Below are 18,583 nucleotides of genomic sequence, written 5' to 3' on the forward strand. Positions count from 1 at the left end.
AGCAAAACCGGCTGAATGTTTCAGCTATGCTGAGTGAGCAGAAGGAAGCATGATCATGACGGTTGTTCCTTTATTCACTTCGCTCTCGATATCAATTGTTCCGCCATACATCGAAATGATTCGTTTACACACAACAAGCCCAAGACCTGTCCCTTTTTCCTTCGACGTAATAAAAGGGAGGAAGATATGTTTTAACATTTCTTCTTGTATGCCTTCACCCGTATCTTTCACTTTAATAATGACATGTTCTTTTTCAGCCTCAATTAAAATCTTCAAATGACCGCCATTTGGCATCGCTTCTAACGAGTTCTTCGCTACATTTAATACGACTTGTTTAATGTGATCCTTTGTGCAATATACCCCAACATCTTGAATCGTATTAATTTGCAAATCAACCTCAACATTATAAAGGTTCGCCTCAGAGAAAACGATCGGCATGATCTCACTGACAATTTCTTTGACAGAGTTATTCTGCCATTTTTCTGCCGTTGGTTTCCCTAATACAAGAAACTCACTGACGATTTGATTGATTCGTTTAATTTCTTCTTCAATGACAGAAAAATAGAGCTGATCTTCTTCAGAGTGATACTTCTTTTGCAAAAGCTGTATAAATCCACTAATCCCTGTTAATGGGTTGCGAATTTCGTGTGCCGTACTTGCTGCGAGGGTTCCGATTAATTCAAGCTTTTGCGCTTCATTTTGGTGACGCTCCTGCTGGGTTTGACGCCTTAAAATGACATATTGAACAAGTGTGAATAAAATATTTAATAAAATAAAAGCACTGGATAAAGGGATCAGCATAACAGACAGCACTTCACCTGTAGAAGCGCGCTGCGGATAGACCTCTAGCTTCCAGCTGTTTTCATCTAAATATGTAGACACGGTGCTGCCATTTTCTGATGCTGGCTGTGGACCACTTGTAAACACGACATGTCCATTTTGATTCAGCATCTTAAAATGAAGATCAGGGTTCAATACATTCATAATATTTCTTAAATAATCAATTTGAATGGCGGCGACTAGCACATTGGTGACTTCTTCGTTTTCATCCAGCACAGGCACGCAAATGGAAAGAATCCGCTGTTTTGTAATTCGGCTAACATAGTTATCTGTGATCACCGTCTGCTTGGTCACTTGAATGCGCTTAAAGTAATCTCTGAATGATAGGTTGATTTTTTCCTTTAATGGTGTGGTGCTTACTGTTACATTTCCTTTTTTGTCTAGGAGATACAGACCTGAAAAACGAGGTTCTTGTTTATAGATTTTCTCTAGGATGTTTTTTACTTTTTTCGTCTCAAGAGGCTGGTCAAATCCCATGGCAAGTGAAGTTAATCTCGCTTCTGTTTCACTAATTAAATAATTCATTTGGTTTTTGTGAATATTTAACATAAGTGTAGCAGTTTGTTTGTTTTTTAAGTCGATTTTTTCCGTTTCTTTTTCATAGATAAAATAACTAATGATTAGGGTTGGAATCATGACCAAAATAAGGTACAGCCTGATCTTCTTCCAAAACCCTTTCAGTATACTCATCATTCATCGCTCCAACGTATTACCTAATAGACTTATTATAGCATTGAACCTATGTTTATTACGATGACTTGTGTGATTTTTAAAAAATTAGGTGATTCGTTCTGGTCTCATTTTCATGCTAAAGATAGATCAAGATGTTGACATTTTACTTATTGTTTATTAATGTCACATTAGTGGGTTGTATTTCATAAAGGATGATAAAAAATGGAAAATCATAATGTTGAAAAATCTTTGAAATTATTTATTGTATTATCACGTGCCTATCGCTCAATTAATCATCACATGAACAAACATATTGTGAAGCACGGGCTGAATCCGACTGAATTTGCAGTATTAGAATTGCTGTATCATAAAGGGGATCAGCCGCTTCAGCAAATCGGTGATAAGATTTTACTTGCAAGCGGCAGTATCACGTATGTGGTCGATAAATTGGAGAAGAAAGAACTCCTCAGTCGTAAGGCCTGTGCAGAAGACCGCAGGGTCACATTTGCGCATATTACCGAGCAGGGACGAGCTTTGCTTGATGATATCTTCCCAGATCATGCGAAAGAAATTCATGAGATGATCAGTGTCCTGAGCGAAGAAGAGAAGGATGCCTGCATTGACATGCTTAAACATGTGGGACTGCGTGCAAAACATTTATATGATCATAAAGAATAAATAAAAAAGGAAGCCGAGAGCTCCCTTTTTTATTTTGCTTTTTTCTCAATCGGTAAAATAAGTACTTCTACGCGTCGGTTTTTACTTCTGCCTTCTGCTGTGTCATTTGAAGCGATTGGCTTGAATTCACCGAAACCTTTTGTACTAAAGTTTTCTTGGTTTAAATTGCTGTTCTCAAGAAGAATACTTAAAAAGTTTACAGCACGTATGGCACTTAAATACCAGTTGGATTCAAATTCTGAATTTCTGATCGGAACATTATCAGTATGTCCGCTAATGACGATGTCACGAGCGGGGTTAATGACGAGTAGTTTTGAGATTTCCTTTGCTAACGGGACATCTTGAGGGCGAATAATCGCCCGGCCAGAATCAAAGAAGATACTGTCTTCTATCGTAATGAGCAAACCTTCGTCCGTGAGCTTTGTTTCGAGCTTAGCTCCAAGTTTCTTATTGGCAATGAAGGAATCCACTTGCTTTTTGACCTTTGTGAGAACGGCATGATCTCGAGCTTTCGCTTGAGCTTCTTCATCCTCTTCAGCTGCTTTTTTGGTCTGGTTGCTATTTTCAGTTTCTTCAGTGCTTTGCATGCTGGTTTGATCCATGACACCTGTACCGCCCGTAAAGACGACATTAAAAGACTTGGCCATCTGTTCATACTTTGCCGCATCAATCGAACTTGATGCAAAAAGCACAATGAAGAGAGCGAGTAGAAGCGTCAGAAGATCGGCATAAGGGATCAGCCAAGATTCATCTACATGGTCATCGTGATCATGTTTTTTACGTTTCCTAGCCATTTTGTTTTTCTCCTTCTTCAATGACAAGATTTGCACGTTCTTTCGCTGGTAAGTACATGAGAAGTTTTTGTTCAATCACTTTTGGAGATTGACCTTCAAGAACAGAAAGGATCCCTTCGATCATAATTAGACGAAGTTTTACTTCTTCCTTTGATTTACGCTTTAGCTTGTTGGCAAATGGATGCCATAACACATACCCAGTAAAAATCCCAAGCAGTGTGGCAACGAAGGCTGCACTGATTGCATGTCCAAGTGCTTCAATATCTCCCATGTTAGCAAGTGCAGCAATAAGTCCGACAACGGCGCCAAGTACACCAAGCGTCGGAGCGTATGTACCGGCTTGTGTAAAGATTAATGCGCCTGACTGATGTCTTTCAGACATGGCGTCAACTTCCTCTGTTAAGACGTCGCGAATAAATTCTGCACTTTGACCGTCAACCGCCATGCTTAAGCCGTTCTTAAGGAAATCGTCATCTACTTCCTCAATGCTAGCTTCTAATGCTAAAAGACCTTCACGACGCGCAATTTGTGCCCAGTTTGAAAAAAGAGGGATCATTTCTTGAATCGTTGGTAGCTTGTTGTCTTTGAAAATTTTGCCGAACAATTTTGGTGTTTTCTTAATTTCACTAGATGGGAATGCGATGACAACAGCTGCAATCGTCCCAACCACAATGATCAATATAGCCGCTGGGTTGATAAGAGCGGTTAGACTTACACCTTTCAGAACCATACCGACACTCAGTGCAATAAATGCTAAAATAATACCTATTAACGATGTTTTGTCCATTATCTCACCAAATCCTTTAACTATCTTTTTCTATAGTTAATATCGGTGTCTTCTAGAAGGGTTTTAGTCTGAATATCAAATTAAGGCAGTTTCTGTGAAGAATTTTTGACGAAAGCGCTTTCTATTACCTTAAAAAAGAAACTCCCTCTGATATAAAGGGAGTTTCTTTTTAATTTCTTTGAGCGGTTTCAATTAAAAGCAGCTCTTTTAATTTTTCCTCATACATGATTTTGACAAGATCATAGCTCCAATTCATCATGTGATCCACCTCTTTTTCTTTTATCTTAAAGGAATAGAGGCGGGGGAGCGTCGGCGTGCGGATGGAACTTAGACACCGCAACATGATGGAGTTATAGATCCTTCTTAAGATGTACTTATCCTTTTTTTACAACAATTTCGTTATCTTCAACTTCTACAGTAAATCCTGAAAGCTGTTCTTCTTCAAGCAATATTTCCGTCATTTGATCTTCAACATGCTCTTGAATGGTTCTTCGCAGTGGACGAGCACCAAATGCAGGATGGTATCCAAGTTCTGCAATTTTTTCTTTCGCTTCTTTTGTCACATGGACTGTTAAATTTTGCTCTTTTAATTGTTCTGATAGCTCATTGAGCAAAAGATCCACAATCTTCACTAAATCATCTCGATCTAATGAATCAAACTGAATGATGCTGTCAAAACGGTTCAAGAATTCTGGCTTGAAATAGGCGCTGAGTGAATCAATGAGTGATTGCTCCTCAATTGCTTCTTCCTGATCAGACTGGAAGCCGACTTTGACCGTTTTATCTGTGCTGCCTGCGTTACTTGTCATGATAATGACCGTATCTTTAAAGCTGACGGTTCTACCTTGGCTATCTGTTAATCGGCCATCTTCCATGATTTGAAGGAACATGTGCTGCACATCAGGGTGTGCTTTTTCGATTTCATCCAGCAAAATGATGCTGTATGGTTTTCTGCGTACTTTTTCCGTCAGTTGACCCGCTTCATCATGTCCAACATAACCAGGAGGAGAACCGATGAGCTTAGATACTGAGTGTTTCTCCATGTACTCACTCATATCTAAACGGATGATCGCATCTCTCGAACCAAATAATTCTTCAGCTAGTGTTTTTGATAATTCGGTTTTCCCGACACCTGTTGGTCCAACGAATAGGAAGGAGCCAGTTGGTCTATGTTTCGATTTTAAGCCGGCTCTGCTTCTCTTCACAGCTTTCGCTACCTTTTCAACCGCATGTTCCTGACCGATCACTCGTGCTTTTAAGCGGACGTCAATTTCTTTCATTTTGGTTTGTTCGTCTGCTTGCAGTTTGCCGACAGGGATGCCTGTTTTTTGTTCCACAATGGCTTGAATGTCTTCTGCTGTGACGACATGTTCTTTGTCATTTGTTTTGTTTTGAAGTCTAGCTTCAATGGCCTCTTCTTCATCTCGAAGCTTCGCTGCTTTTTCGTATTGTTCTTCTTTTAAAGCGGCTTGTTTTTCAGTAGCAATTTCTCTCAGACGATTTGTTAGTTCATCTTCACTTGCTGCATCAATGGAGAGGTTCGCTTTTGAACCTGCTTCATCCATTAAATCAATGGCTTTATCCGGTAGATGACGGTCTTGAATATACCGGGAAGATAATTGAACACACGCTTGAATGGCTTCGTCTGAATAGGTGACGCCATGGTAGCTTTCGTACTTATCTTGAATGCCTTTTAAAATTTCGATCGCTTCAGCTTGTGTTGGCTCATCTACAATGACGGGCTGGAAGCGTCGTTCAAGTGCGGCATCTTTTTCAATTTGACGATATTCTTTTAATGTCGTCGCACCTACTAGCTGGAGCTCGCCTCGTGCAAGAGCTGGTTTTAAGATGTTTCCAGCATCCATTGACCCTTCGGCAGATCCAGCGCCTACAAGAAGATGGATTTCATCTACAAATAAGATAATATTTTTACGGCTTTGCAGTTCTTTGATTAACTGCTTCATTCTTTCCTCAAATTGACCACGTATCCCTGTATTCGCTACAAGGGAGGAGACATCTAATAAATAGATTTGTTTGTTCTTTAATTTATTTGGTACATCGCCACTTGCAATTTTCAATGCAAGTCCTTCAGCGATCGCTGTTTTCCCAACACCTGGTTCACCAATGAGGACAGGATTGTTTTTATTTCTTCTATTTAAAATCTCAATGACTCTTGCGACTTCTTCATCACGGCCGATGACTGGATCAATTAAACCAGCATTTGCGCCATCTGTTAAATTGCGGCCAAGTTCATCAAGTAAGCCTTTTTGCTTTGGCTGCTCTACGTTTTGCGTATGTCCTGCTTGCTCTTGCCCAGAGAAGAATGAGCTTCCTCCGAACAATTGAGGTCCCATTTTCATTTTTGATTGCTCCATCAAAGAGGTGTAGCAGTCTTCACATAAAACCATTTGGCTCCGGGATGAATTCACTTGCATATTCAGGCGAATAGTTGCTTCATTTACTTGACAATGTTGACAACGCATTTGCCATGACCTCCTTATGATAAAAGTTTGACTTTATTTGACCAATGAATGTTAAAGAAAATGGTCTGTTGTTTGACCATCTTTGACTATAGTATACTCTGACCTATTTTGACTTTCAACTGTTTTGCTCAAAGGCGGGTGAAAATCCTTTTTTGCATTTAATCATGGTTTGTCCTTCTTTTCAAGGAACTTGTCTCATAGGATAAAAAAAGACAATCGAAAGTGATGGGTGCGGAGGGGTCACATGAAACGTTCAAATGAATCCGCTTTTCAGCTTGCCTTTGTATATGTAGGAACAGTGGTTGGAGCTGGGTTTGCGACAGGAAAAGAAATCGTAGAATTTTTTGTTCGTTTTGGCTGGATTGGATTATTCGGAATCTTGATTAGCGGCGCTGTTTTTACTGGACTTGGGGCAAAAATGATGCTCATTTCTAAACGAATTGAAGCAGAGTCTTATCAAGATATGAACGGTTTTCTATTTGGCGCAGCTGCAAGCAGGTATATTAATGTCGTCATGTTTTTTATTTTATTAGGCGTCACTTCAGTGATGATTTCTGGCGCAGGTGCTATATTTGAAGAGCAACTTGGCATATCGAAGGAATATGGGATCTTTTTGACGATCATTCTGAGCGTGATTGTGCTTTTGAAAGGATCAAAAGGATTATTTGGTGTCAATGTTCTCGTCGTCCCAATGCTTATTTTCTTTTCATTGATCGTGTTTCTTGATTCATTCGTTTTTAGCAGTAGTGAAAGTTATGTTCTTGCGCTGCAAATGGGTGCGGGAGAGTGGATTTTATCAGCTATCTCATATGGTGCTTTTAATTTGGCACTTTCTCAAGCAGTGTTAGTGCCCGTCGCAAATGAAATGACCTCTGAAGCGGTGATTAAAAAGGGAGCTGTGCTTGGGGGCGTCATGCTGACAATTATTTTATTTGTATGCTTTTTATCTCTTTCTTCATTAGATATGCTGGAGGCGTTTGATATTCCAATGGCTCAGGTCGTGTATCAAGTAGCAAATTCCATTCACCTCATTTATTTATTTGTGATCTTCGGCGAAGTCTTTACATCCGTCATAGGCAATTTATATGGACTTGAGAGACAAGTGAGGGCGTATATACGAATGAACAGTGTCTTGACAATATCCCTTATTCTCTTATGCTGCTATGTGATTAGTAAAATTGGTTACGGTACATTGATATCAACAGTTTATCCTATTTTTGGCTATGTGAGCATCTTTTTTATCCTCTTTCTTTTTCTAAAAAAAGTGCCTGCATCACATGATAAGTAAAGAAAGGATAGCCTGCATGGAAAATATGTGGTACACTATCCTCTGTGAAAATTGAACAAAAATCCGTGTAAACGGGAGAGGTTCTAGCAAAACCCTCTATAAAAAACTAAGGACTTGCCGTATCCTTGGATGTGGCATTTTTTATTTTTTATGGCTGGGACACCTCGTACACATGTAAAGGTGTCTTTTCTTTTGAGAAAAATAGGGGTTTTCATGAGCCTTTCAGATGCAGCTTTGTACGAGTGTATAGATCTGCAAAAGGAGGAGAACAGAAGATGAAAAATGAAAAAGCAGTCGTTGTCTTTAGCGGGGGACAAGACAGTACGACATGTTTATTATGGGCACTTCAACAATTCGAAGAGGTAGAAACCGTGACCTTTCATTATAATCAGCGTCATCAAGAAGAAATTGATGTCGCCAAAAGAATTGCTGACAAGTTAGGTGTGAAGAACCATCTATTAGATATGTCTCTTTTGAATCAGCTGGCACCAAATGCTTTAACAAGAGATGACATTGACATTGAGGAAAAAGAAGGAGAGCTGCCTTCCACATTTGTACCAGGAAGAAACTTAGTGTTCTTATCCTTCGCTTCTATTCTTGCGTATCAGATCGGTGCAAGACATATTATCACAGGTGTATGTGAAACAGACTTTAGCGGCTATCCAGATTGCCGTGACGAGTTTGTAAAGTCTTGTAATGTCACAGTGAATTTGGCGATGGAAAAACCATTTGTCATCCATACACCACTCATGTGGCTCAATAAAGCAGAAACATGGAAGCTAGCAGACGAGCTGAATGCATTAGATTTTGTGAAAAATGAAACGCTCACTTGCTATAATGGCATCATGTCTGATGGCTGCGGGGAATGTCCTGCGTGTAAGCTTCGGAAAAAGGGCTATGACACTTATATGGAAATGAAGGAGGCAAAATAAATGCTTTCTCAAATCTATCCACAAACGAATCATCCATACTCATTTGAATTGAACAAGGATATGCATATATCAGCTGCCCATTTCATCCCAAGAGAGGATGCAGGTGCTTGCAGCCGTGTACATGGTCACACGTACACCATCAATATAACCATTGCTGGAGATGACCTAGATGAATCGGGTTTCCTTGTCAATTTTAGTACACTGAAAAAACTTATTCATGGACAGTATGATCACACGCTACTCAATGATCATGAGGAATTCTCATCAACCGATCCATACGCGATGCCTACTACAGAGGTTGTGGCAAAGACAGTGCATGACAAAGTCGCAGCATATTTATCGACTTTAGCAAATAAACCAGTATGTGTTCAGGTCTTTGTTAGGGAGACACCAACAAGCTACTGCATTTACCGGCCGAAACGAGTTGAACACAATGGCTAAAGCAATTCCTGTATTAGAAATCTTTGGTCCGACCATTCAAGGAGAAGGGATGGTCATTGGACAAAAAACCATGTTTGTCAGAACGGCTGGCTGTGACTACTCTTGCAGCTGGTGTGATTCCGCCTTTACTTGGAATGGATCAGCAAAGCATGACATTCAGTGGCTTCACGCAGAGGACATTGTCAAGGAATTAAAAAGAATAGGTGGACAGGCTTTTTCTCATGTCACCATTTCAGGGGGAAACCCTGCGCTTTTAAAACAAATGGAATCACTTATTGATTTGCTACACGAAGAAGGAATTGATACAGCGCTTGAAACACAAGGGACAATGTATCAGGACTGGTTTTTGAAAATTGATGATTTAACGATTTCTCCGAAGCCGCCAAGCTCAAATATGAAAACAGATTTCACGAAACTCACGCGTATTATAGATGAGCTGAAAAACGGAAATAGATTGCAGCATGCAAGCCTGAAGGTCGTGATTTTTGACGATCATGATCTAGCCTATGCAAAGGATGTTCATGCGAAATATCCAGAGCTTCCTTTTTATTTGCAGGTAGGAAATGATGACACGACAACAGGTGATGATGCGTACTTATTGACGCACTTATTAAAGAAGTATGAAGCGCTTGTCGATCAAGTAGCGCAAGACCCAGACTTAAATCGCGTAAGAGTGCTGCCGCAGCTGCACACATTATTATGGGGCAATAAACGAGGCGTATAGAAAGGAAGAGACGACATGACGACAAGAAAACCAGAAGAATTAGAAGGTGTCACTTTACTAGGAAATCAAGGAACCAATTATTTGTTTGATTATGCACCACAAGTGCTTGAAACATTTCCAAATAAACATACAAATAGAGATTATTTTGTGAAATTCAACTGCCCAGAATTTACGTCACTTTGTCCGCAAACAGGTCAGCCGGATTTTGCGACAGTTTATATCAGCTATATCCCAAATGAAATCATGGTTGAAAGTAAATCATTAAAATTGTATTTGTTCAGCTTCCGTAACCACGGTGATTTTCATGAGGATTGTATGAATATTATTATGAATGATCTCATTGAATTGATGGACCCAAGATACATTGAAGTATGGGGCAAATTTACACCAAGAGGCGGTATTTCAATTGACCCGTACACGAACTACGGAAAACCTGGTACCAAATATGAAGAAATGGCTTCATATCGCATGATGAATCATGATATGTATCCTGAAACGATTGATAATCGCTAATAAAGGAAAAGACATGCCTAATGACATGTCTTTTTTTATGGGTTTGAATGGGATGAATTAGATTGAAGTGATAAAAAAAGAGAAGAGTCATGTCGCTCTCCTCATAAAAATGGGAATAGAACTTGCTAGGACGGCTGGGGGCTACCAGCTCGTAAAATTATTATACATGACAGAACGTATGTTTGTAAAGGGGAATTGTGTTTTTTGCTTATCTTATTTGCTTTAAGATAAAATAGAGGCAATGAACGACTAATGGAGGCGTTTGAGTTGGTAAACAAAGAAGAAAAGACAGAGAAGCTGCTGAGGGAGCTAAAAGAAGAACTTCAAATGCTCGAACATCAAAACAAAGAACGATATAAATGGAGTGCCTCTACATTGCTTGGAGTGATTGCACTTTTGATTGATAAAGGCGTTATCACCCCAGAGGAGGTTGACATGTACAAAACGAAAGCGGAAATGCAAACCTTTCATACGCAAAAAGACTGACACTAGTACAGGTAAAATAATAAGAAAAGGACATAACAAATTGATGAATCAATTTATGTTATGTCCTTATTTCTGCATCTATTTTTATGGTATTAAACAAGTTTATACATTAAAACATCGTCCCAGTATTCATGTTCACTTATTTTAAATTCTTTTATTTTACGACCTTCTTCTCTGAATCCCATCTTTTTGTACAAAGAAATGGCCTTTTGATTTGTAGAGAATACCGCTAAACTAACCTTTTCGATCGAAGGATTCATTTCTGCCCAATTTAATAACGCTGTTAGCAACATTTCCCCTACGCCTAAACCTCTAAAGCTCTTATGAACCATCAAACCAAATGAACCTGCGTGGGCAGTTCTTTTTCTATTTGATCCATTTTCAAATGCTATAAACCCAATGACTTTTCCGTCTTTTTGAGCAACTATGTACGTTTCGTTTTCGTTCTCTATTCTTTTTTGTATCCAAGCCTTGTGTTCTAAAAGGGTTTTTTTGTTTTCTTCAGGCGTTGTAAGTAAATAATCTGATTCAGCAATCACTGATGACTGTATGTCTAAAGTAGTTTCAGCGTCTTCCATATTCCCAAAACGCACAATGATATCATTTGAATTTTGCATTTTAGTTTCTCCTGTCTAGAGCTAATACTGCATCTCATCACTTTATAAAAATAGAAAGTTGTCTGAAATACTATTCACCTTTTCAACAAATAAATGAACAGCTTTGCTTCGTATTTACGTATGTATCGATAGTCTGAATTGAGGATTGCAAATTAATGTACGGAGTCTTTGATGATTTTATAGTTTTTATGATTAACGACTGTTAGTGAATCCAGTTCTAAATCTCTATAGTTGTCCATAATGGTGACATCCACAATGACAGAGTTTTCATTCACTTTTTCAACTACACCTGTTAAACCATTTCTAAATTCGATCACATTTCCAATTTTTGCAATCTTCAACCGATCCCTCTCCTTTAAAAACAGATTTCATTCCCTATTAAAAAGTATTTTGCAATATTTTCATACCAATGTAAAGGATAAAGACGTTTTTGTTTCGTTTTCGTTGTATGCTTTCCTAACGGATGATATATTTAATATTTGATGATGGCTGTAAAGGAGCGGTTTATTTGACGGAAGAACAAATGCTCACAATACTTGAATCGTTACGAAATGGGACAGAAAAGCAAGTGACCATTCAGAAAGATGATTTTTTAACGTTTCGTTCGATCTTGGTGAATCAAGATGATTTTAAGTATTTTCGCGGGATTGCGAAACATGGTGGAGATGTTATTTTTGAATATCTTACAGAAGCAAGAAGCTAAAGCTTTTTCTCATGAATGAGAGAAAGCTTTTTTATTTTAGTTCTTTTGTCACACTTCAAACGAGCTTGATACATCTGAAAAGAAAATGTAATAACCCATAATCAGGAGCATAAGGATGATTATAGGCGGAAAAGGGGTCTTTTTAAGCGCTAACAATTCCAGTTGATACGCAATTCAACTAGGACATGCCATTTAATGACGGAATTTGGTTAGGCATGCAAATCTTTGTGCGTGAAAATAGAAGGAGCTCTTGTTAGAGTGGACAAGTATCTTACCGCCTACTTTAATTAAAGGAGGAATGAGGCGAATGATGAAAATTCATACCGCTCTTTTTGTCATCCTTATGCTAATCGCAGCCATGAAGATGGACAACATACAAGAGCAGCAAGGCACATTAAGTCACGAACTTTCACAAGCACCTGTTAAGCATGAGCTTTCATATATAGATCAAGATGAACACGATCAAGTCATCCCAGCATTTTCAGAGGAGAAGCGTCAGCCGAAAGTCAAAATGCTAAGTACGTCTTCAGAAAAAATGTCTTCAAAACCGAAGCAAAAGAAAAGAGTAAAATCAGAAACGACGAACGAGGAAAGCGCCAAACGCTATTCTAATGAGGAAATGGAACTGCTCTCACGATTGGTACATGCTGAAGCGAAAGGTGAATCTTACGCAGGTAAAAAAGCTGTGGCAAGCGTCGTCTTAAACAGGGTGGAGCATCGCTCTTTTCCTGACAGTGTCAAAGGTGTTATTTATCAGCGAAATGCTTTCCAGCCAGTATCGAATGGAAGCATTCATGATAAAGCAGATCAAGATTCTGTTAAAGCTGTGAAGCAAGTAGTGAAAGAACATGACAGAACAACAAAGGCCATTTATTTTTATAATCCCAAAACGGCAACAGATAACTGGATTCGTTCTCGCAAAATTGTAGAACGTATCGGTCGTCACGTATTTGCTGTATAAAGAAATGAAGCGATCAATCAGATCGCTCTTTTTTTTGTCTTCATTTATCAAAATATTTTCAGGACTTGTCTCATAGAATGTGAAAAGAATTTGCTTTAGATAAAGGGGAGGCTACATGAATCGATTTGTAAAAGGGGTCATTCTGCTATCTGTCGCAGCTTTCATTGCGGAGTGTATAGAGTTTTTAGTCAATATGATTTTAGCGAGAGAGCTTGGAGAACATGGAATGGGTCTATATATGAGTATCCTTCCAATCATCATGCTGGTCCTCGTGATTGCCAGCTTAGAGCTGCCAGTCTCCATTTCTAAATTCATTGCAGAATCGCATGAGCGGCTCCATAAAAGTATGCTCCGCCATGCGTTTAAAATGACGCTTGTGGTGACATGTACAACAACGGGGATCGCTGCGATTGTCCTGCCGTTCATTCCAGTGTTTCAGTCGTATCATCCGCTCATGAAAGGGCTTGTGCTGTCTCTTATTCCAATTATTGCGTTTACCTCGATTGCACGCGGCTATTTTATGGGAAAGCAGCAAATGGGCAGGATCGCTCTTGCCAATATGCTGAAGAAAACGATCCAGCTCATCTGCTTGTTTTTGTTCTTCCATTGGTATTCGTTTGATATTGAAACAGCGGTACTCATTGCCATCGGTGTCATTGTCGCGAGTGATCTCGTCGTCTTTATTTATTTATACTCCCAATACGTCATGGCGAAAAATGCTGTCAATGTCAGGTCTGTTGAATTAAGAGGAATTGACGTGAGAAAGCGCCTATTAGCTGTCTCCATTCCGACAACGGGCATGCGGATTTTTCATGCGATCGCAAATGCCATAGAACCATTTTTAATCAAAGGAGCCCTTATTGCAGCAGGCATCTCTGGCACACTTGCTGTTGATCATTACGGCATGCTGGCTGGTGTCGCGATGTCGATCGGTTTTTTCCCTGCGTTTATCGCTCATTCCATCATGATTGTGATGATTCCGAGTGTATCTGAAGCCTATGCTTTAGGTCAGTATGCCCTTGTGAAAAAACGTGTCAGGCAGGCGATTTTCATTACATTTGGGTACGGGGTGCCGGCAGTGATGGTGATGTATTATTTTGCTTATCCGCTCACGCAGCTCTTTTTTGATTCACCGCAAGCTGCTGTCTATTTACAGCTGCTTTGGCCGTACTTTTTATGCCACCTGTTTGTGATGCCATTTCAAGCGTGCTTAATCGGTATGGGGCTCATTAAAGATGTGTTCCTACATAATATATGGGTGCATGTCGTCTCGTTTTCAATGGTGTATTTTCTCGGATCAATTGAAAGCTTAAATATGATGGGGGTTATATTAGGGATGAATACGGGCATGCTTCTGTTGACTGCACTGCATTATGCGACGATTTGTAAGGAGCTCGGCGTTTCCATGTTTCTTAGAGTGAAAAAAGCATGAATGTCCTCTTCGTCGAGCGGGCAAGCTATAAGAAAACTGGGAAGGAAGATCCTGATGAATCGTAAATATCTACCCGCCTGTCTTCTTATTATGACCTTGCTTCTATTACTCTTAGGCAGCGAGGCTGAAGCGAAAGAGCCCGTTATGGCGCCAAAGATAGAGGCTCCTGCATTAACTGGTGAAACGCAGATGATTCCGGCGAAAGGAAAAAAGACCATTTTGCATTTTTGGACAACATGGTGCCCGTCCTGCAAAATGGAGCTGCCTGTATTTGACCAGCTCGTGAAAGAAAATCAGAGTGATGTTGATATCTTAACGGTGAATTTACTAGGGGCAGAACAAAGTAAACATGCGGTTGCCCAATTTGTGAAAGACAGAAAGTTTACATTCCCGGTCATACTAGATGAGCGAGGGGAAATGATGAAGAAATACCAAATCATCACCATTCCAACCAGCTTTTTGATAAATGAAAAAGGGGAAATTGTGAAAAATCATGTAGGTCCACTGACGAAAAAACAAATCAAGGAGTGGACGGATTTTTAGAACGAAACATGATTTCAAGAACCAAGGATCATTCCTTTGGTTCTTTTTTTGTGTTCAATTGCTTTTTATCTGAATAAACTGTGCTCAGAAGAGATGAAAGGGTCTACATCAATAATGATAATTATTATCAAAAAGAAATTATAATAATTATTAATTGAAAATCGGTCAGAACCTGTTATAATGAATAACAGACCTATAAAGAGCTTGAAATAGCAGTAAATATAGATGAAAAAAGGAAACGGGCAACAATTGATGATGTGAAAATCATTATCAATTAGAGAGGAGAAAACAATCATGAATGAGAATACAGCACTTTATCAAACAACAAATCAAAAGGAATCGAAATGGTCCCTTCATCAATGGGCACAGCACGGAGAATTAATAGCAGCAGGTATCTCGGGGATTCTCATTTTGGTTGGATGGATGTTAAAGGATGAGAGCATGTGGAGTATTCCTTTATTTATCCTTGCGTTTATAATTGGAGGTTTTGCAAAGGCGAAGGAGGGAATTGAAGAAACCATTTCATCTAAAAGCTTGAATGTTGAACTTTTAATGATTTTCGCAGCTATAGGCTCAGCAATCATTGGATATTGGGCAGAGGGCGCGATCTTAATTTTTATTTTCTCACTTAGTGGTGCGCTTGAAACGTATACATCAAATAAAAGCAAGAAGGATTTAACAGCTTTAATGAGCATCGCACCAGATGAAGCGACTTTCATTGAAGAAAATGGTACGACCATTCAAGTCTCTGCTTCATCATTAACACCAGGTGACCGTATCATGATCAAAGCTGGGGAACGTATTGCAGCAGATGGTGTGATTTTAAGCGGAAGAACAAGTGTGGATGAATCTGCGCTTACGGGCGAGTCTGTGCCCCAGGAAAAAGGGCAAGGCGAAGATGTGTTTGCGGGAACAGTGAACTTAAATGGTTCCTTAACAGTAGAAGTGACCAAACATAATGAAGAAACGCTTTTCCATAAAATTATTAAACTTGTCGAATCGGCTCAAGAAAGTGTGTCACCAAGCCAGGCATTTATTGAAAAATTCGAAGGTGCGTATGTAAAAGGTGTACTGATCACCGTCGCGATTTTAATGGTTCTGCCTCATTTTGTACTAGGCTGGAGTATGAGTGAAACCTTCTACCGGGCCATGGTGTTTATGGTCGTAGCATCACCTTGTGCGCTTGTTGCATCCATTATGCCAGCTGCTTTATCACTGATCTCAAACGGCGCAAGAAACGGAATGCTTGTTAAAGGGAGCGTCTTTTTAGAAAAGCTAGGCACTAGCAGCATGATTGCTTTTGACAAAACGGGGACGATTACAAGCGGAAAGCCAGCTGTGGAGCAGGTGGTGATCGCTAAAGGACAAGAGGAAGCGGCCTTTTATCAGGCGCTTTATCAAATTGAAAGTCAATCAAACCATCCATTAGCGAAAGCGATCTCTGATATGGCACAAGAGCAACAAATAGAAAGATCAGCTCATGTCACCATTGAAGAAACCTCTGGTTTTGGTGTAAAGGCACAATTGAATGGAGAAACGTGGCGGATTGGGAAGAAAGACTTTGCTGGCAAGGCTTCAATGGACCGCGAGATTGAAGAAACAGGAGAGCATCTTTCTGAAAAAGGATACACAGTGGTGTATGTTCAAAAGGATCAAGAAGTCGTTGGGTGCCTTGGCCTTAAAGATCAAATTAGACCTGAAGCGAAAAAAATGATTCAAGAGCTGAATGATTTAGGCATCCAAACCGTCATGCTGACAGGAGATCAGCAAAAAACGGCTGAAGCCATTGCGCAGGAAGCCGGCATCCAAAAGGTTGTTGCTGGGTGCCTTCCAGATGAAAAGGTACATGAGGTCAATCAACTTAAAAAACACGGTAATTCCATCATCATGGTAGGAGACGGAATCAATGATGCACCGGCACTCGCCACAGCAGATGTGGGGGTTGCGATGGGCGGAGGCACAGACGTGGCTTTAGAAACAGCAGATCTGATCTTAATGAAAAATAATTTAAATAACTTAACGAAGATGATCCGTCTTTCAAGAAAGATGAACCGAATTATTAAGCAAAATATTATTTTCTCATTAACGGTGATTTGTTTGTTAATTTGTGCGAATTTCTTACAAGTGCTTGATTTGCCTTTTGGCGTCATCGGGCATGAAGGAAGTACGATTTTGGTCATTTTAAATGGACTGCGTCTGCTTCGTGCATCTTAAGCAAATCATCATAGCGCACTTGGCTTCTGCCAGTGCGCTTTTGTGCGAAATAAAGCAAAAACTGATACAATAGATCAGTAGTAAAACGTGTGAGGAGGATCACGATGAACCGAATGAAGAGCTTGTCTTCTTGGCTAAAGGAAAAAGACATTCAAGGTGCATTTATACATACAAAGGAAAATGTGTTTTATCTATCTGGATACTTCACAGAGCCGCATGAAAGAGTAATGGGGCTGTTTGTGTTTCAAGAGGCAGATCCATTTTTTATTTTGCCTAAAATGGAAGTCGAGCAGGCGAAAAATGCTGGGTGGTCAGGCGATATCATTGGTTATGAAGACCATGAGAATCCATTTGATTTCATTCAGTCAGCAGTAGAAAAACGCGGTGTAAGAGCAACTCGACTTGCAATTGAAAAAGAGTCGATTCCGCTTCAAAGAGCAGAACAGCTTCAAGCTGCCACTGGGGCAGAAACTTTTGTCCGGGCAGAAGAAGAGCTCAATCAGCTAAGGCTGATTAAAGATGAATCTGAAATTGCTACACTGAAAAAAGCAGCTCAATTGGCAGATGAAGGGGTAAAAATTGGGGTGAACGCCTTAAAAGAAGGAGTCACCGAAACAGAAGTGCTCGCTGTCATTGAATATGAGCTAAAGAAAAAAGGCATTCAAGGCATGTCCTTTTCGACGATGGTTCTCTTTGGCGAAAAATCAGGAGAGCCTCACGGAAATCCAGGACAGGCAGCCTTAAAAAAAGGCGACTTTGTGTTATTTGACCTTGGAGTCATTGTTGATGGGTACTGCTCAGACATTACAAGAACATTCATCTATCAGGAAGCTTCTGATCAGCAAAAGGACATCTATCAAACCGTCCTGAACGCAGAAATGGCAGCACTAGAAATGAGTAAGCCGGGTGTGAGAATTGGGGACCTGGACTTAAAAGCACGCGGGCTGATCACAGAAGCTGGATATGGGGACTATTTCCCTCACCGCCTTGGGCATGGTCTAGGGGTGTCTGTTCATGAGTTTCCTTCGATGAGCCAGGCAAATGATGATCTTCTCCAAGAAGGCATGGTGTATACGATCGAACCTGGGGTCTACGTCCCAGGAGTCGGCGGCGTCAGAATTGAAGATGATGTATTGATCACAGCAGACGGTCCAGTCACTTTAACCAATTATCCGAAAGAGCTGACGATCATCAAGTAATAAAAAAATCACGATGAACGTCCATGTCTTGGAAGTGTCATCGTGATTTTTTGTCACTCTTTTCGATCCTTATCAACAAAAAAATCATCAATTGATTCAAACGGTTTGATTTTATGTTCTTTTCCTAAAGGATGTAGTGCAAAACGAGCAGAAAACAAAACAGTCATACATAATATAATCCATATGATGAAACCCATCTTGAATTCCCCTTTCCATCCAGTGATTTGTTCAGCTCACATACATCTTAAAGTATGAAACGCTTACCATAGCAAGAGA

At 39.9% G+C, this 18,583-nt stretch carries 20 protein-coding genes and 1 riboswitch; of the genes, 13 read left to right on the forward strand and 7 right to left on the reverse strand.

Annotation, left to right across the window (positions count from 1 at the left end; genetic code table 11):
- Positions 1-24: 24 nt before the first annotated feature.
- Positions 25-1,530 (reverse strand): sporulation kinase KinD, encoded by a 1,506-nt coding sequence (locus tag CKW02_RS06640; protein WP_034619953.1) that lies wholly within the window; start codon positions 1,528-1,530, stop codon positions 25-27.
- Positions 1,531-1,734: 204 nt separating this feature from the next.
- On the opposite strand from CKW02_RS06640, the gene CKW02_RS06645 reads away from it, so the two are divergent.
- On the forward strand, positions 1,735-2,190 hold the full coding sequence (locus CKW02_RS06645; RefSeq protein WP_003211701.1) for a MarR family transcriptional regulator MhqR: 456 nt from the start codon (positions 1,735-1,737) through the stop codon (positions 2,188-2,190).
- A gap of 29 nt (positions 2,191-2,219) precedes the next feature.
- Here the strand turns inward: CKW02_RS06645 and motB are convergent, their stop codons facing one another.
- The 3 genes from motB to CKW02_RS06660 form a co-directional block, all read right to left on the reverse strand.
- Positions 2,220-2,984, reverse strand: coding sequence for a flagellar motor protein MotB (gene motB, locus CKW02_RS06650; protein WP_003211671.1), 765 nt, complete (start codon positions 2,982-2,984; stop codon positions 2,220-2,222).
- The gene (gene motA, locus CKW02_RS06655; RefSeq protein ID WP_003212085.1) at positions 2,977-3,771 is read right to left on the reverse strand and encodes a flagellar motor stator protein MotA; all 795 of its coding nucleotides are present in this window, start codon (positions 3,769-3,771) and stop codon (positions 2,977-2,979) included. Before motA ends, motB begins: the two co-directional genes overlap by 8 nt.
- Positions 3,772-4,145: 374 nt before the next feature.
- Positions 4,146-6,254 (reverse strand): ATP-dependent Clp protease ATP-binding subunit, encoded by a 2,109-nt coding sequence (locus CKW02_RS06660; RefSeq protein ID WP_034619951.1) that lies wholly within the window; start codon positions 6,252-6,254, stop codon positions 4,146-4,148.
- Positions 6,255-6,498: 244 nt separating this feature from the next.
- On the opposite strand from CKW02_RS06660, the gene CKW02_RS06665 reads away from it, so the two are divergent.
- From CKW02_RS06665 to CKW02_RS06695, 6 genes are all read left to right on the forward strand, one after another.
- On the forward strand, positions 6,499-7,542 hold the full coding sequence (locus CKW02_RS06665) for a YkvI family membrane protein (RefSeq protein ID WP_003211932.1): 1,044 nt from the start codon (positions 6,499-6,501) through the stop codon (positions 7,540-7,542).
- Between the two features lie 71 nt (positions 7,543-7,613).
- Positions 7,614-7,658: riboswitch (PreQ1 riboswitch) on the forward strand.
- Positions 7,659-7,817: 159 nt separating this feature from the next.
- The gene (gene queC, locus CKW02_RS06670; RefSeq protein WP_003211973.1) at positions 7,818-8,474 is read left to right on the forward strand and encodes a 7-cyano-7-deazaguanine synthase QueC; all 657 of its coding nucleotides are present in this window, start codon (positions 7,818-7,820) and stop codon (positions 8,472-8,474) included.
- Positions 8,475-8,915, forward strand: coding sequence for a 6-carboxytetrahydropterin synthase QueD (gene queD, locus CKW02_RS06675; protein ID WP_003211826.1), 441 nt, complete (start codon positions 8,475-8,477; stop codon positions 8,913-8,915).
- The gene (queE, locus tag CKW02_RS06680) at positions 8,908-9,639 is read left to right on the forward strand and encodes a 7-carboxy-7-deazaguanine synthase QueE (protein WP_003211500.1); all 732 of its coding nucleotides are present in this window, start codon (positions 8,908-8,910) and stop codon (positions 9,637-9,639) included. The genes queD and queE overlap by 8 nt, the downstream gene beginning before the upstream one ends.
- A 15-nt stretch (positions 9,640-9,654) precedes the next feature.
- Positions 9,655-10,152, forward strand: a complete 498-nt coding sequence (gene queF / locus CKW02_RS06685) for a preQ(1) synthase (RefSeq protein WP_003211403.1) — start codon at positions 9,655-9,657, stop codon at positions 10,150-10,152.
- 267 nt (positions 10,153-10,419) lie between these two features.
- Entirely contained in the window at positions 10,420-10,638 is a 219-nt protein-coding gene (locus CKW02_RS06695) for a hypothetical protein (RefSeq protein ID WP_003211069.1), read from the forward strand.
- 92 nt (positions 10,639-10,730) lie between these two features.
- On the opposite strand, the gene CKW02_RS06700 is transcribed toward CKW02_RS06695, so the two are convergent.
- On the reverse strand, positions 10,731-11,255 hold the full coding sequence (locus tag CKW02_RS06700) for a GNAT family N-acetyltransferase (protein WP_003211151.1): 525 nt from the start codon (positions 11,253-11,255) through the stop codon (positions 10,731-10,733).
- A 152-nt stretch (positions 11,256-11,407) separates the two neighbouring features.
- Positions 11,408-11,596: a YkvS family protein gene (locus CKW02_RS06705; protein ID WP_003211747.1), complete on the reverse strand. Its 189-nt coding sequence runs from the start codon at positions 11,594-11,596 to the stop codon at positions 11,408-11,410.
- 167 nt (positions 11,597-11,763) lie between these two features.
- Here CKW02_RS06705 and CKW02_RS06710 point away from each other — a divergent pair, with 167 nt between their 5' ends.
- The 6 genes from CKW02_RS06710 (at position 11,764) to CKW02_RS06735 (ending at position 18,307) form a co-directional block, all read left to right on the forward strand.
- Positions 11,764-11,958, forward strand: a complete 195-nt coding sequence (locus CKW02_RS06710) for a hypothetical protein (RefSeq protein WP_003212409.1) — start codon at positions 11,764-11,766, stop codon at positions 11,956-11,958.
- Positions 11,959-12,265: 307 nt separating this feature from the next.
- Entirely contained in the window at positions 12,266-12,919 is a 654-nt protein-coding gene (locus CKW02_RS06715; RefSeq protein ID WP_003211234.1) for a cell wall hydrolase, read from the forward strand.
- Between the two features lie 115 nt (positions 12,920-13,034).
- Positions 13,035-14,351 (forward strand): polysaccharide biosynthesis protein, encoded by a 1,317-nt coding sequence (locus CKW02_RS06720; RefSeq protein ID WP_003211804.1) that lies wholly within the window; start codon positions 13,035-13,037, stop codon positions 14,349-14,351.
- Between the two features lie 54 nt (positions 14,352-14,405).
- On the forward strand, positions 14,406-14,894 hold the full coding sequence (stoA, locus tag CKW02_RS06725; RefSeq protein WP_003212387.1) for an endospore biogenesis thiol-disulfide oxidoreductase StoA: 489 nt from the start codon (positions 14,406-14,408) through the stop codon (positions 14,892-14,894).
- A gap of 294 nt (positions 14,895-15,188) precedes the next feature.
- Positions 15,189-17,108, forward strand: coding sequence for a heavy metal translocating P-type ATPase (locus CKW02_RS06730; protein WP_003212105.1), 1,920 nt, complete (start codon positions 15,189-15,191; stop codon positions 17,106-17,108).
- Positions 17,109-17,212: 104 nt separating this feature from the next.
- Positions 17,213-18,307 carry a M24 family metallopeptidase gene (locus tag CKW02_RS06735; protein WP_003211922.1) on the forward strand — a complete coding sequence of 365 codons (1,095 nt, stop codon included), beginning with the start codon at positions 17,213-17,215 and terminating at the stop codon, positions 18,305-18,307.
- Positions 18,308-18,360: 53 nt separating this feature from the next.
- On the opposite strand, the gene CKW02_RS20260 is transcribed toward CKW02_RS06735, so the two are convergent.
- Positions 18,361-18,504 (reverse strand): hypothetical protein, encoded by a 144-nt coding sequence (locus CKW02_RS20260; protein WP_003211556.1) that lies wholly within the window; start codon positions 18,502-18,504, stop codon positions 18,361-18,363.
- Positions 18,505-18,583 lie beyond the last annotated feature (79 nt).

It is taken from the genome of Bacillus pumilus, assembly GCF_900186955.1.
GTDB classification, from domain to species: Bacteria; Bacillota; Bacilli; order Bacillales; family Bacillaceae; genus Bacillus; species Bacillus pumilus.